This is a genomic window from Afipia sp. GW823-FHT06G09 (assembly GCF_058794875.1).
Genome location: NZ_JBXAHF010000001.1, coordinates 1048082 through 1061937, shown reverse-complemented (window position 1 = coordinate 1061937; position 13856 = coordinate 1048082). Strand labels below are relative to the sequence as shown.

At 61.2% G+C, this 13856-nt stretch carries 12 protein-coding genes and 1 riboswitch; of the genes, 5 read left to right on the top strand and 7 right to left on the bottom strand.

What is annotated here, in order from left to right:
• Positions 1-106 precede the first annotated feature (106 nt).
• The gene (locus AC1Q67_RS05195; RefSeq protein ID WP_492234934.1) at positions 107-1837 is read left to right on the top strand and encodes an AIPR family protein; all 1731 of its coding nucleotides are present in this window, start codon (positions 107-109) and stop codon (positions 1835-1837) included.
• Between the two features lie 53 nt (positions 1838-1890).
• On the opposite strand, the gene thiC is transcribed toward AC1Q67_RS05195, so the two are convergent.
• From thiC to AC1Q67_RS05170, 5 genes are all read right to left on the bottom strand, one after another.
• Complete coding sequence (thiC, locus tag AC1Q67_RS05190; RefSeq protein WP_492234935.1) at positions 1891-3822, bottom strand: phosphomethylpyrimidine synthase ThiC; 1932 nt, start codon at positions 3820-3822, stop codon at positions 1891-1893.
• Between the two features lie 136 nt (positions 3823-3958).
• Positions 3959-4567, bottom strand: coding sequence for a thiamine phosphate synthase (locus AC1Q67_RS05185; protein WP_492234936.1), 609 nt, complete (start codon positions 4565-4567; stop codon positions 3959-3961).
• Positions 4554-5336 carry a thiazole synthase gene (locus AC1Q67_RS05180; RefSeq protein ID WP_492234937.1) on the bottom strand — a complete coding sequence of 261 codons (783 nt, stop codon included), beginning with the start codon at positions 5334-5336 and terminating at the stop codon, positions 4554-4556. The genes AC1Q67_RS05185 and AC1Q67_RS05180 overlap by 14 nt, the downstream gene beginning before the upstream one ends.
• 168 nt (positions 5337-5504) lie before the next feature.
• Entirely contained in the window at positions 5505-5702 is a 198-nt protein-coding gene (gene thiS / locus AC1Q67_RS05175) for a sulfur carrier protein ThiS (RefSeq protein WP_019198452.1), read from the bottom strand.
• Positions 5693-6727 (bottom strand): FAD-dependent oxidoreductase, encoded by a 1035-nt coding sequence (locus AC1Q67_RS05170; protein ID WP_492234938.1) that lies wholly within the window; start codon positions 6725-6727, stop codon positions 5693-5695. Before AC1Q67_RS05170 ends, thiS begins: the two co-directional genes overlap by 10 nt.
• Positions 6716-6825: riboswitch (TPP riboswitch) on the bottom strand. Its footprint overlaps the gene before it by 12 nt.
• 14 nt (positions 6826-6839) lie before the next feature.
• Here AC1Q67_RS05170 and AC1Q67_RS05165 point away from each other — a divergent pair.
• From AC1Q67_RS05165 to AC1Q67_RS05150, 4 genes are all read left to right on the top strand, one after another.
• Positions 6840-6974, top strand: coding sequence for a hypothetical protein (locus AC1Q67_RS05165; RefSeq protein ID WP_492234939.1), 135 nt, complete (start codon positions 6840-6842; stop codon positions 6972-6974).
• A gap of 116 nt (positions 6975-7090) precedes the next feature.
• A complete protein-coding gene (locus AC1Q67_RS05160) occupies positions 7091-8587 on the top strand; it encodes a hypothetical protein (RefSeq protein WP_492234940.1) in 1497 nt (498 codons plus the stop codon).
• Entirely contained in the window at positions 8584-10074 is a 1491-nt protein-coding gene (locus tag AC1Q67_RS05155) for a hypothetical protein (protein WP_492234941.1), read from the top strand. Before AC1Q67_RS05160 ends, AC1Q67_RS05155 begins: the two co-directional genes overlap by 4 nt.
• Positions 10071-11543: a hypothetical protein gene (locus AC1Q67_RS05150; protein WP_492234942.1), complete on the top strand. Its 1473-nt coding sequence runs from the start codon at positions 10071-10073 to the stop codon at positions 11541-11543. The genes AC1Q67_RS05155 and AC1Q67_RS05150 overlap by 4 nt, the downstream gene beginning before the upstream one ends.
• Before the next feature lie 34 nt (positions 11544-11577).
• Here AC1Q67_RS05150 and AC1Q67_RS05145 read toward each other — a convergent pair whose 3' ends face one another.
• Together AC1Q67_RS05145 and AC1Q67_RS05140 are read right to left on the bottom strand one after the other, a co-directional pair.
• A complete protein-coding gene (locus tag AC1Q67_RS05145; protein WP_492234943.1) occupies positions 11578-12066 on the bottom strand; it encodes a transglycosylase SLT domain-containing protein in 489 nt (162 codons plus the stop codon).
• Positions 12067-12292: 226 nt separating this feature from the next.
• The gene (locus AC1Q67_RS05140; RefSeq protein ID WP_492234944.1) at positions 12293-13846 is read right to left on the bottom strand and encodes a DUF4403 family protein; all 1554 of its coding nucleotides are present in this window, start codon (positions 13844-13846) and stop codon (positions 12293-12295) included.
• Between the last annotated feature and the right edge of the window lie 10 nt (positions 13847-13856).

Below are 13856 nucleotides of genomic sequence, written 5' to 3'. Positions count from 1 at the left end.
AAGGGGCGCTGCCGGTTGTTGGGCGCACAAAGTTGGTTGACGGCGAACGTTGACCTCGACGGACTATCCATTACGTTGAAGTAGGACTGAGACATAGAAGGTATTCATGTCATCGCTTATTCAAGTCATAGATCACATTGCCGAGGAAGCTCGAAAACAAATAGATCCGAGCCTTAAGGTCGACGACTTCTTTGAACTTTTTGTGTCCGATCTTATCACTCGCGAATTTACCTTGGATTGGGACGATATTGAATCGGGGATAGTCGATGGAGAGGGTGATGGTCAAATCGACGCCATTTACATCTTAGTAGACGGGCTTCTAGTTCGGGAGAAGAAGGAATTTGACGCTGAAGATGCGCGTCGCAATGCGAATGTTCGGGTAATCGTTCATCAAACGAAAAACAGCAATTCTTTTTCGGAAAACTCCTTTGCCAAAATGAGGACTACTGTTTGTGACTTGTTTGATCTCGACAAAAAGATACCACAACTGAAAAAAGTCTATAACGCTTCGGTCGTGGCGCAGGCGGATTTGTTTCGTACCATCTATCTTGGAATGCAGGGTAAAAATCCGATTGTTCAATTTGATATTGTGTTTGCAAGTAAAGGTGAAAAAGCAACCGCGAGTCCCAAGATTCACAGCGATAGAGATGCCGTTATAAGTTTTTTGAAGGCGGGATATTTCAAATCTGATTCAGACGTGCGGTTGCTGGGCGCGCGTGAACTGATTGATTTGGCCAATCGGCCAAGGTTCATAAACAAGAAAATGACTTTCGCAGCCGCTCCAGCTTCTGATGGAGCAACTGATGGTTGGGTTGGTCTTGTTCAAATGAATGAGTTTTTTAGCCTCATAACCGGTGATGATAAAAAGCTTTTGACATCCATCTTCGAAGAGAATGTACGCGACTTCGAAGGCGACTCGGGGGTCAATAAAGAAATCGCTGAAACACTGAGCAAAGTTACAGATAAAGTCGATTTTTGGTGGCTCAATAATGGGATCACTTTGCTTTGTGATGAGATACAGCCCCATACGCAACGAGAATTTTCCTTAGATAGGCCGCTCATCGTGAACGGCCTTCAAACGGCAAATAAAATTTGGCAACATTTTCAGTTGCAAGGCGAGGTGGCGGACACTCGGCACGTTCTCGTTAGGTTAATCAAGTCGCAAGATGAGGATGTTCGCGATCGGATCATCCGAGCAACGAATAGGCAGACGCCGATCGGCCCATCGCAACTTAGAGCGACCGAGCAGCTTCATCGTGACATCGAGGGCTTTTTTAAATCTCGCGGTAAATTCTACGAGCGCCGCAAAAACCAATACAAAAATGCTGGCAGACCAAAGTCAGAAATATTTTCTATAAATGAACTTGCGCAGGCTGTGATCGCGATAGCTCTTGGTAAGCCAAACGATGCGCGAGCACGGCCCAGTTCACTTCTGAACACTCCGGAAGGCTATAAGGCAGTATTTCCAGATAGTGCCGATCTAAAGTTCTTCGCATTTTGCGCGGAATTGATAGGAAAAACTGAAGCTTATTTGACTTCGAAAACAGCCAGCAGAAAGGACCGCAATAATCTAAAGTACTATGTGGCTTATTTGGTGCCTCGTCTCGTGATAGGGAGAGAGCAGCTTGCAAGAAAGGACTTGGTTGGCCTTCTTGAGAAGTCGATGGATGCAGCACTGGCTGTTGCGTACGCCGAGTGTAAGAAAATATTCGAGAAATTAGGCGGGGACGATGATGCGTCGCGGGGGAGTGACTTCATCACGATGATAAAAACTTCTCTTCCCACCATTTTGAAATCAAATGCAAAGCTAAAAATCAAAAAAATAACGAAGAAATAAATTTCCTCGTTACGGGCACCCCGATATTTGATCGGGGTGCCCGTAGTCGGCAATCAAAACGCCTTGTTGCTCTCTTTCACCGCTTCCGCCTCGACATAGACCTGTCCGCCCATCTTGACGAACTTCTCGCTCATCTGCGCCATGCCGTCGGCGATCACGCCCGAGATCGTCATGCCGACGCCGGGGAGCTTGCCGTCGAGATTGAGCGCGGCTTTCTCGTTGTCGCCGAGTGTCGCTGCGTAATCGCGTACGTCCTGCGTGATCTTCATCGAGCAGAACTTCGGTCCGCACATCGAGCAGAAATGCGCGACCTTGTGGGCTTCCTTCGGCAGCGTCTCGTCGTGATAGCTGCGTGCGGTGTCCGGATCGAGGCCGAGGTTGAACTGGTCCTCCCAGCGGAAGTCGAAGCGCGCGCGCGACAGCGCATCGTCGCGGAGCTGCGCCGCCGGATGACCCTTGGCGAGATCGGAGGCGTGTGCCGCGATCTTGTAGGTGATCACGCCGACCTTGACGTCGTCGCGGTTGGGCAGACCGAGATGCTCCTTCGGCGTGACGTAGCAGAGCATCGCGCAGCCGAACCATCCGATCATCGCGGCGCCGATGCCCGAGGTGATGTGGTCGTAGCCCGGCGCGATGTCGGTGGTCAGCGGCCCGAGTGTGTAGAACGGCGCTTCGCCGCATTCCTTGAGCTGCTTGTCCATGTTGATCTTGATCTTGTGCATCGGCACATGGCCGGGGCCTTCGATCATCACCTGGCAGCCCTTGTCCCATGCGATCTTGGTGAGTTCGCCGAGCGTTTCGAGTTCGGCGAACTGCGCGCGGTCGTTGGCGTCGGCGATCGAGCCGGGACGTAGGCCGTCGCCCAAAGAAAATGAAACGTCATACTTGCGCATCAGGTCGCAGATTTCCTCGAAGTGCGTGTAGAGGAAGCTCTCCTTGTGATGGGCGAGGCACCACTTCGCCATGATCGAGCCGCCGCGCGAGACGATGCCGGTGACGCGGTTGGCGGTGAGATGGATGTAAGGCAGGCGCACGCCGGCATGGATGGTGAAATAATCCACGCCCTGTTCGCACTGTTCGATCAGCGTGTCCTTGTACAGCTCCCAGGTCAGCTTGACCGGATCGCCGTCGCACTTCTCCAGTGCCTGATAGATCGGCACGGTGCCGATCGGAATCGGCGCGTTGCGCAGAATCCATTCGCGGGTGGTGTGGATGTTGCGGCCGGTGGAGAGGTCCATCACGGTGTCCGCGCCCCAGCGGATCGCCCACACCATCTTGTCGACTTCTTCCTCGACCGACGACGTCACGGCGCTGTTGCCGATGTTGGCGTTGATCTTGGTCAGGAAGTTGCGGCCGATGATCATCGGCTCCAGTTCGGCGTGGTTGATGTTGCACGGGATGATCGCGCGGCCGCGCGCGATTTCGCTGCGCACGAATTCCGGCGTGATGAAGGCCGGAATGTCGGCGCCGAAGCTCTCGCCGTCCTTGAGTGCCGCTTCCGCACGCTCAAGCTGCTGCTTGCGCCCGAGGTTCTCGCGCGCCGCGACATAGATCATCTCCTTGGTGATGATCCCCTTGCGGGCGAATTCAAGCTGCGTGATCGGCGCGTCGCCGACGCCGCGGATCGGCTTGTGGTGCGCCTTGAAGGCGGCGGCCGCATGGGAGGCGCCGACATTGCCGTTGTCTTCCGGCTTGATCTGGCGGCCTTCATACTCCTCGACGCCGCCGCGTTCCTTCACCCATGCAAGGCGATGGCGCGCCAGGCCGGCGTTGACGTCGATGATAACGTTCGGGTCGGTGTAGGGGCCGGAGGTGTCGTATACGGGCAGATTGGGTTCACCCGCGCCCTCGGACAGAATGATCTCGCGCAGGGGGACGCGCAGGTCCGCTGCCTCGTCGGGCGTCACATAGATCTTGCGCGACGACGTCAGACCGCCGGTGGTGACGGCGGGCTTGATGTCGGCCGTGTTGATTTGTTTGTTCATGGCGTCCTCCTTTGAGGTGTGTTTGTCGATCCTGGGTCGTCATTGCGAGCGAAGCGAAGCAATCCATTCTTATGAAGAACGGATGGATTGCTTCGTCGCTTGCGCTCCTCGCAATGACGGTTGTTTCCTGTTCGCATCACGCCAACTCCGCGGCCGCGTCGAGCCAGGCGCGCACGCGCGCGTCCGGATCGGCGTTCTGGGTGACGTCGCTGACGACGGCGATGGAGTTCGCGCCCGCGGCAAAAATCATTTCGGCCTGTTCGAGCTTGATGCCGCCGATGGCGACCAGCGGAATGTCGCCGATCAGCAATTTCCATGCTGTGATGCGCTCAACGCCCTGCGGCGCGAACCTCATCTTCTTCAGCGTGGTCTCGTAGATCGGGCCGAGCGCGATGTAGTCGGGCTTGTAGGCCAGCGCGTTGTCGAGCTCGGCTTCGTCATGAGTGGAGAGGCCAAGCGTCAAGCCCGCGCGGCGGATCGCATGCACATCGGCGGTGTCGAGGTCTTCCTGGCCGAGATGCAGATGCTGTGCGCCGGCGTCGATGGCGGCGCGCCAATAGTCATTCACCACCAGTTTGGTCGGCGTGCCCTTGGTGACGGCGAGGGCTTCGCGGACGATGGCGAGCGCCGCTGCGTCGTCGAGATTCTTCGCCCGCAACTGCACGGTGCCGACGCCGAGCTTTGTCAGCCGCGCGACCCACGCGACGCTGTCGACCACGGGATAGAAACGATCAGGATACGGCATGCCAGAACGGTGTCCCAATGACAGGGGTTGAAGGAGAAGCGAAATCGCGTGCGCCCATCAGGCCCGCTTGGTATCCCGCGCGGCCGGCTTCGGCGGCGAGGCGGAAGGCGTTGCCCATGGCGACCGGATCGTCGGCCTTGGCGATGGCGGTGTTGAGCAGCACGGCGTCATAGCCAAGCTCGAAGGCCTGAGCGGCGTGCGACGGCGCGCCGATGCCGGCGTCGACCACAAGCGTGATGTCGGGCAGGCGGGCGCGCAGCAGCTTCAGCGCGTCGCGGTTGGTGATTCCGCGTGCGCTGCCGATGGGAGAGGCCCAGGGCATCACAACCTTGCATCCGGCATCGACCAGACGCGAGGCGACACTCAAATCTTCGGTGCAGTAGGGGAACACCTCGAAGCCGTCCTTGATCAGAATGGAGGCCGCTTCGACAAGGCCGACCACGTCGGGCTGCAGCGTCTCGTCGTCGGCGATGACTTCCAGCTTGATCCACGGGGTGTTGAACAGTTCGCGCGCGAGTTTCGCTGTGGTCACAGCCTCACGCACGCTCTTGCAGCCGGCGGTGTTCGGCAGCACCGTGACTTTCAGTTCGCGGATCAGCGACCAGAACTGGTCGCCGGTCTTGCCGCCCGCGGTTTCGCGGCGCACGGATACCGTGACGATTTCGCTGCCTGCGGCGCGAATCGCGTCCTGCATGATCTTCGGCGAGGGATACAGCGCGCTGCCGATCAGCAGGCGCGAGGAGAATTCGCGGTCGTAGAATTTCAGCATGGGGCGTACCTCGCGCGACTCCCTCCCCCCTTACGGGGGAGGGTTGGGGAGGGGGGTGAGCTGCAAGGACGGTAGTTGTGATACCCCCACCCCCGACCCCTCCCCACAAGGGGGAGGGGAGCAGATGGTGCGAGCCTTCGCGGAGACGACGTGGAGTGATTTTTCATTTCAGCCTCCCTGCCGCGGCGTGAGGATTTCAACCGCGTCGTTGTCGTTGAGCGGCGTCTCGGCCCAGCGTGCGCGCGGCACCACGTCGTAGTTCACGGCGACCGCGAGGTGGGTGCCTTCATAGTCGAGCTCGGCCAGCAGCGCGTCGACGCGCGTAGCCTTGGTCTCGACGCGTTCGCCGTTGACGATCAGGAACATTGCATCACCTCGTTGTCGATGGCGCCGCGCTCGACATAGGCCAGCGTCAGTTCCGCAAGAGCAGGGGCCAGCAGGAAGCCGTGGCGATAGAGCCCGTTGACGGAAATGCGCTTCGCGTCGATCGCGATACGCGGCAGGTTGTCAGGGAAAGCCGGGCGCAGGCCCGCGCCGAATTCGAGAATGCGCGCTTCGCCGAACGCCGGATGCACCGCATAGGCCGCCGTGAGCAGTTCAAGCGCCGAACGCACGCTGACGCCGGTGTCTTCGGCTTCGACAGTGGTTGCGCCGATCATGAAGCGGTTGCCGTCGCGCGGGATGATGTAGAGCGGCCAGCGCGGATGTATCAGCCGAACCGGACGCGACAGTTGCACCTCCGGCGTCTCGATGATCACCATCTCGCCCTTGACGCCGCGCAGATCGCGCGTGCCGGATTCTCTGGCAGCAAGTCCGCGGCAATCGATGACGATACCGTTTTTGATTTCTTGGGCGATCTTGTCGGGTTCGCAGTCGCTTTCGAATTTGATCGCGGCGCCGGCCTCGGTCAGTTTCGCATGCAGCTTCGGCAGCACGGTGCGCGGCTCGACATGGCCTTCGCCGGGAAAGAACAGCGCCTCGCGGAAACGTCCGTCGAGGGATGGTTCGAGGCTCGCAATGCCGGAGGCATCGAGGCGCTCATGATCGGTTGTCAGCCTGGCAAAGCGCTCGAAATCGGTGCGGTCGCGGGGATGTGACACCACCAGCGAGCCGTTGAACGGCGTCTCCGGAAGCTGTTCGCGCCACAGATCGAGCGAACGGATGCCGAGGCGGGTGATGACCGGTTCGGAAGCTTCGCGCTCGCACCACGGCGCCAGCATGCCGCCGGCCCAGTGGCTGGTCGCCTGCATCATGGCGGCGTCGCCGCGCTCGTGCAGCGTGACGTCGTAACCGGCGCGCGCGAACAGCAATGCCTGCCATGAGCCGGCAATGCCCGCACCGATAATATTGATGGAAGATTCCCCTTGCGGAGATTTGACGCTCTGTAACATCCCTGTCCCTTCGCCGGCATGACCCGGATCAGGTTCAAAGGGTCACCGCGCATTGTGCGGTATCTCAGCTCCACGCCGGAGCCCCCCTCGGAACATCAATACGATAGACCTGATGATCCTGCGTTTCAATGGCTGGACCCGCGATGTGGCATGGCTTTTCCGCATCGTGGAAACGCGTTTTCGCATTTCGCATCGCGAAGGCAGCGCCGAGCGGCGGGCGAGTAAGGGTTCGTTGACCTTGCGGTGACGCAATTCGAGGCCGTTTTGTGCCTGTTCCGGGCAAGATCGGCAGCCCGAGTTTACCCGGAATTATGCCGCCGGTGGTTAGGTCGCGGAAACAGGTTCCGCGCTTCAGGATCAATAATGAGTATCGCCGGTCTCGATCACATCGGGCACAAGCCGGGCACGGCCGAAAGGATCTTCGGCCAGGTGCCGGCATGGCTGTGGTTCGGCGCCGGGCTTTTCCTGCTGATGGTGATCGGCGGCAACCGGTCGCTGCAGGACGCCGACACCTACTGGCAGATCGTGGTCGGGCAATCGATCATCGATCATCGCGCGCTGCCGCATACTGATGTGTATTCGTTCACGAGATTCGGCGCACCGTGGATGTCGTCGTCCTGGCTGGCGCAGGTTCTCTATGCCGCATCATACGCGGCGGCAGGCTGGGCTGGGCCGGTCATCCTTGCAGCGCTTGGAACGGCGGCGGCGTTCGCGCTGCTGGTTCACATCCTGTGCCGGTATTTTTCGGCGGTGCATGCGATCATCGTGGCGATGGCCGCGGTGCTGATGTCCGCGCATCATTTCGTCGCGCGCCCGCATTTGCTGGCGCTGCCGGTGATGGTGGCGTGGGTTTACGGTCTAGTGAAGGCCAGCGATGCGCGCAGGGCGCCGTCACTCTGGCTGCTGCCGCTCATTATACTGTGGGCGAACCTGCACGGCGGCTTCGTGCTTGGGCTCGCCTTGATTGCGCCGTTTGCGCTCGATGCGCTGTGGAACGCGCAATCGCCGCAGAGATTTTCGTTGGCGCTGCGATGGGCGGCATTCGGCATCTGTGCGCTGGTTGCAAGCTGGATCACGCCCTACGGCTGGAACTCGCTGCTGGCCGCGCGCCAGATTCTCGATCTCGGTCCCGCGATGCCGCTGATCGCCGAATGGCAGGCTGCCGACTTCAGCAGTCTCGGCGTCTTCGAGATTTGCCTCTTTGCCGCCGTGGCCGGTGCGCTCTGGCGCGGCATCGTGCTGTCGCCGCCCCGCATCCTGCTGGTGCTCGGCCTGCTGCACATGGCGCTTTCGCACAATCGCAATATCGAAGTGTTCGCGCTGCTGACGCCGCTGGTGGTCGCCGGTCCGCTCGCTGCGCAACTCGGAAGAGCTGAAGCTGTTGCGCGGACGAGAAGCTGGATTGGCGTTGTCGCTGTTGTTCTCGGTGTCGTGGGGGCGACCACGGCCTTTGTCGTGAGCCATACCTTCACGCCAATGGCCGCCCAGACGCCGGCTGCCGCGGTCGATGCGCTGAAGGCGCGCAAGGCATCGCGAATTCTCCACAACGCCGGCTTCGGCGGCTATCTTATCACACAGGGCATTCCGACCTTCTTCGACGGACGCGGCGAACTTTATGGCGCGCCGTTCCTCGTCAAGACGTTCGATGCGCTCGCGCTCCGGGACGTCGACGGATTTCTCGGCCTGCTCGACCGTTACAGGATCGACGCGACGCTGCTGACGCCGGACACGCCCGCGGCCGGACTTCTCGACCGGCTCGATGGCTGGCAGCGCATCCATACCGACGGCATCGCCGTCGTCCACGTGCGCAAGTCCGGCACGGCCAATCCAGCAATCAAACCGGAGGGCGCTGCGCGATGACCGCACAGGCAATCGACGCAGCACCGGCGGAGCGCTGCACGCTGCCGATATGGGTCGGCCTTATCGTCTATGCCGTGCTGCTGAGCACCGGCAACCGGCTGCTGATCGATCCCGATACATTCTGGCAGGTCGCGGTCGGGCAGTGGATGGTCGATCACCGCACGGTGCCGGTGACAGATGTGTATTCGTTCACGATGCAGGGTGAGCCATGGATGTCGACGCAGTGGCTGGCGCAGGTGATCTTCAGCCAGGTCCATGGATGGTTCGGCTGGGCGGGGCTCGTCGCGCTGACGGCGCTGGCGATCGCCGTGACGTATATGCTGCTGACGCGCTTTCTGGTCCGCTATTTCGGCGACACGCCGGTGATGATCCTGCTTCCGGTCTCGTTCCTCATCGGACTGCCGCATTTCTACGCGCGGCCGCATGCTCTGGCGTTGCCGGTGATGGTGGCATGGGTTGCCGGATTGCTCTCGGCCGCTGAGCGGCGGCAAGCGCCGCCGTTCGTCTTGGTCTTGCTGATAACGCTGTGGGCGAACCTGCATGGCGGTTTCGTTCTCGGTCTCATGCTGATCGGCCCGATCGCGCTGGATGCGGTGCTGAACGCCGAAGCCCCGGCGCGGCTACGGCTGTTGCTGCGCTGGTTCGTGTTCGGGCTTGTCGCGCTCGCGGCGAGTTGCCTCACACCCTATGGCTGGAATTCGCTGCTGGCGGCGCGCGCCATTCTCAATCTCGGCGAGGCGCTGACCCTGATCCGCGAATGGGCCCCGGCCGATTTCAGTTTCCTCGGCCCGCTGGAAGCGGGCGCGCTGCTGATCATCGTGCTTGCGTTTCTCAAGGGTGTGAAGCTGCCCTTGATGCGCACGGTGCTGTTTGTCGGCCTGCTGTATATGGCGCTGGCGCATATCCGCAACGCGGACGTGTTTGCACTTCTCGGGCCGATGGTGGTTGCCGCGCCGCTGGCCGCGCAGTTCGGCGGACGCAGCGACGCCGGCCTGACCTTTCCGCAGTCTCCAGGACTCGCGGCAGCGCTCACGGTGGTGCTGATGCTCGGGATGACAGTGGCGGCGCTTGCCATGGGGCAATATCGCCCGGCAGCGAACATGTCGCCGGTCGCGGCGGTGCAGGCATTGAAGCAGTATCACGTGCAGCGGGTGTTCAACGATTATGATTTCGGCGGTTACCTGATCTCGCAGGGTGTCGCACCGTACATTGATGGCCGGACTGAACTGTACGGCGAGAAATTCGTGGTGGAGCACAGTGCGGCAAGAGGCTTGCGCAATCCGGCAAGCTTCTTCGACCTGCTGGAGCGCCACAAGATCGACGCGACCCTGCTGCGCAGAAAGACGCCGGCCGCGCTGCTGCTCGATCAGATCGATGGGTGGCGCAAGGTGTTCGCCGACGACGATGTGGTCGTCCATGTCCGCGATGCAGCCGCGCGCCACACCGTCCAGCCCAACGTCAAGCCGCCGGAAGGCGCAGCGCGATGACGACGCAGGCCAGCGGCGTTCCGGCAAGGTGGTTGTCGTTGCCGCTGGTGACGGGCGTCTGCATCTACGCGGGATTGCTTACGCTCGGCAACCGGATGCTGGCCGATCCCGACACGTTCTGGCAGATCAAGGTCGGCCAGTGGATTCTCGATAACGGGGCTGTTCCGCAAGCCGACATCTTTTCCTTCACAATGCAGGGCCAGCCCTGGATCTCGACGCAGTGGCTGGCACAGGCCTGTTACGCGCTTGCTTTCTCGACCGCGGGCTGGGCCGGGCCCGTCGTCCTGACCGCTGCGTCGATCGCGGCGGCATTTGCACTGCTTGCGTGGTTTCTCGAACGGCGTCTGGATACGTCCGTCGTGCTCGTTCTTCTGATGGCCGCGCTCGCGATTGCGTCGCCGCACTTTCTGGTGCGGCCGCACGCCCTCGCCATGCCGGTAATGGTGGCCTGGGTTGCGGGCCTGATTGCAGCGGCCGACCGCGGCGTTGCGCCGTCACTCTGGCTGCTGCCGCTGATGACCCTCTGGGCCAATCTTCACGGCAGTTTTGTCTTCGGTCTCGTGCTGGTCGGGGCGATTGCGCTCGACGCCATGATGAACGTAGAGCGTCCTGCACGCGCTCCGTTGCTGATGCGCTGGTTCGTGTTTGGTTTGATCGCGCTGGCGGCGAGTTGCATCACGCCCTATGGCTGGAATTCGCTGCTCGCGGCCCGCAACATTCTCAATCTCGGCGCGGCGTTGTCGATGATTACCGAATGGCGGCCCGCCGACTTCACGCGCTTCGGCGCTTTCGAGGGCGTTCTGCTGCTTGGGCTGGGAGCGATCCTGTTCAAAGGATTGAAGCTCCCCTTGATGCGGATCGTGCTGACGCTTGGGCTGCTTCACATGGCGCTGGCGAGCGCGCGCAATGCCGCCGTGCTGGCGTTGCTGCTGCCGATCGTGCTGGCTGCGCCACTGGCGGCGCGTTTCGGACAGGCGGCGATACTGCTGGCGAATGGCACACGGCCAAGGTCGATGGTTGCAGTGGCGGGGCTGGTGCCGGTTATCGCGATAACAGCATTTGTGATAGCGACCGGCCGATATGCGCCGCCGTCCGGTATTGCGCCGGCCGTCGCCGCATTGAAGGATCGTGGCGTATCGCGGGTACTGAACGATTACGACTTCGGCGGCTACTTGATCTGGTCGGGAGTGCCGGTTGCGATTGACGGGCGAACCGAACTGTACGGCGAACGCTTCATGGTCGATCTCGATCGCGCCATGATGCTGAAGAATCCGGACGTGCTGTTCGACATGCTCAAGTCAGAACGCATCGACGCGACGCTGCTGTGGCGGCGAACCCCGGCCGCGCAACTGTTCGATCATGTGGATGGCTGGAAGAAGGTTTTCGCCGACGACAACGTCGTGGCGCATGTGCGCGATCCATCGGTGCGCCACTTGGCCGAGCCAGAAATAAAGCCGGCTTCAAACTGAAGCCGGCTCTACATTCTAGTCAGGCGGCCTTGCGTCAGTGACGATGACGCCGATGCTTGCGCGGAATTTCCTGCGCGTTCGCGTCGAACAGTGTGATGCCTTCCGGCGCGGCGTTGGCCGCCTGCCGTTGTAACAATCCCTGCCGCTTCGCTGCATAGTAGTAGCCGCCCGCATAATAGGCCACCGCGCGGTTGTGGTTGCCGCCCGCCGCCTGATAGGCGCCGGCGAGATACTTCACGGCGTAGGTGAGATTGGTGTCCGGATCGAGCAGGCCCTGCGCGGTGCCGGTGTAGCCAAGGCCGCGCGCGGTCGCGAGCTTGATCTGCATCATGCCGTAGTTGCCCTTGCTGACAGCGCGCGGATTGTAGCGGCTCTCGCGCACGATCACGCGATGCACCAGTTCCGCAGGAACGCCGTTTGCGGCAGCGTGGCTCGCAACCATCGATTCGTAGTTGGCGCGCTGTGCGCTGGCGGGATGAATCAGCATCATCGCCGCGGCTGCGGCGAGCAGGACTCGTTTCATGATGTAAATCCTCAGCGATGAATTCTTGGAGATGGGTTCAGCGCGGGCATCTGTGCCGGCGCGACGGCTGGCCCGGCTCAACGGCAACGGGCGCGAGCGGTTCCAATGCGGAGCAAATGTGGAGAGAACGTGTCCTAAGAATTAACGCGGGAACTCGCGGAAATTAATGCACTGATATGAGCGGCTTGCAGCTATGCGAATGCGCGGGCGAGCTATGCGTCGGCGTTCACTGCAGGTTCGGCAGCGATGTCACGGCGACGCTGATCGAACCTTCCGCTTCGGCGATGATGCGCAGTGTGTTGGAGTCGAACGCAATGCTGCCAAGGCGCACGCTCGACACCGATGCCTCGACGCGAATGCCGTCATCGTTCTTGCGGAAGTCTGCGACGATCCCGGAAATCTTCTGCTGCGCGTTGGCGGCGAATGTTTTCAGATCGATGGTGGCGCGCTGCTCGAGCGCGCGTTGCAGGTAGGGGACCGCAGGCCGCGCGGCTGCGCCCAGCAGTCCGAAAGCGGAATCGGATTCGACGGCGAGTTCGAGATCGGTCAGCCGCAGAATCTGCTGCGCCTGATCCAGGACGGGACGGCCCCAGATGTGGATCGTCGCTTCGCCGCCGAGGCCAAGCCAGCTTTTCTTCTCTTTCGCGTTGACGAGCAGCGATATCAGCAGCCGCTGACCGGCGGCTGAGACGCTTGCGCTTTTCACCGTGACATCGACCGAACCGCTGCCGTCCTCGGGGAAGGTGCGGCCCTTCAACTGCGTTTCAACGATCTTGTTGACCTCGGTGAAGGGCAGATCGATCGGCACGCCGATGGCGACGCGGCCGCGATCGGGCGGCGGAACGATGTCGAGATTGGCGGGGAAGGGGCAATCCGGTTTGGTCTCGGTCGGAAGAACGCGCGTCTCCGCCTGCAAGCCGAGCATGAAGTTCACCGAGTTGGGATCGATACGCGGCTGCGCGGCCATCGCACGAACCGGGCGCATCTCCAGCCAGAGCGTCGGCATTCCGGCTGCAGCCGGTGGCAACGGAATCGAGCGGCAGAGTTTCGCCCATTCGCGCCGCGCATTCTGTTCGAGCGAGCGGTCGTTGCGCAGCCGCGCCTGCAACTGCGCCATCTGCTCGTTGACCGTCTTGTCGATCATCGGCTTGACCTGCGCGGGCACCGCGACTTTGGCGCCTGCGATGGTGAGACTGCTTTCGCCGAGCGTGACTTGCGCGGTCAACTTCGGATCGATCCGCCATTCCCGCAGGACTTCAGGGCGCGAGGTGATCGCGACATTGCCGTGGATCGCGGCATTGGCATTCAGCTGTTTGATATTCACGCTGCCGAGCTGCTTGACGGCGTTGCTGCCGAGAACATTTCCCAGCGCGTTGCCGAGTGCGGTGCCGCTTGCTGCGGACAATGAGCCAAGCACGGTCAGCTTGCCATCGAGTGGCGTCGACAGGGACAGCGCGTTCTGCACGCCGCTGGCGGCAATCGGCCCGCGCGCCACCGTCCAGTTGATGTCGGCATTCTGGAGAATCTGGCTGACCGGATTGTCCGCCTTGCCGCCGACATTGCGCGGCGCGGCGCGATCGAGCCCGTCGCGGAGCGCCGCGATCGAGATGGAAATCGGCGTCAGGATTTCGGAATTGCGCGAGACCGGCGGTAGCGGCGGCAGTTTTGTCAGCACGGGCTTCTGAACTTCAGCCGGCCAGAATTTGTTCATCGCATAGAGACTGGCGGCGAACGATGCGACAAGCACCGCCAACCCGAGCAGGATGAATTTCAAGCGCATAACGACTCCG